The organism is Microbacterium sp. H6, from assembly GCF_003314775.1.
Lineage (GTDB): Bacteria > Actinomycetota > Actinomycetes > Actinomycetales > Microbacteriaceae > Microbacterium > Microbacterium oxydans.
Map to the genome: position 1 here is coordinate 1 of NZ_QOAY01000225.1, position 335 is coordinate 335.

The 335-nt window shown below is 71.6% G+C and carries 1 pseudogene; it reads left to right on the top strand.

Annotated features, from left to right (window positions below):
* A pseudogene (locus tag DSP71_RS14700) lies at positions 1-335 on the top strand (DeoR/GlpR transcriptional regulator); the annotation flags it as partial.

Here is a 335-nt window from a genome sequence, read left to right on the forward strand (position 1 = left end):
GGCGCCGCGCGCCCGCCCCTTCGATGCGCGTCGGGCCATCAGGGCCAGCGCGAAGCGAGCGATCGCCGAGAAGGCCCTGCGCCTCGTCCCCGCCCAGGGGAGTGTCGCCTTCGATGCCTCCTCGACGGTCAACATGCTCGCGTCGGCGATCGGGCCGCGCGCAGGGCTCACCGTCTACACGAACTCGTTCGAGTCGTTCCAGGTGCTGCAGCCGCTGGACGGCGTCACCGCGGTTATCTCCGGCGGCACGGCCGAGCCCACCACGGGCAGTCTCGTCGGGCCGATCGCCCGCCGGAGCATGCGCTCGGTCTACTTCGACGCGTTCTTCTCCTCGG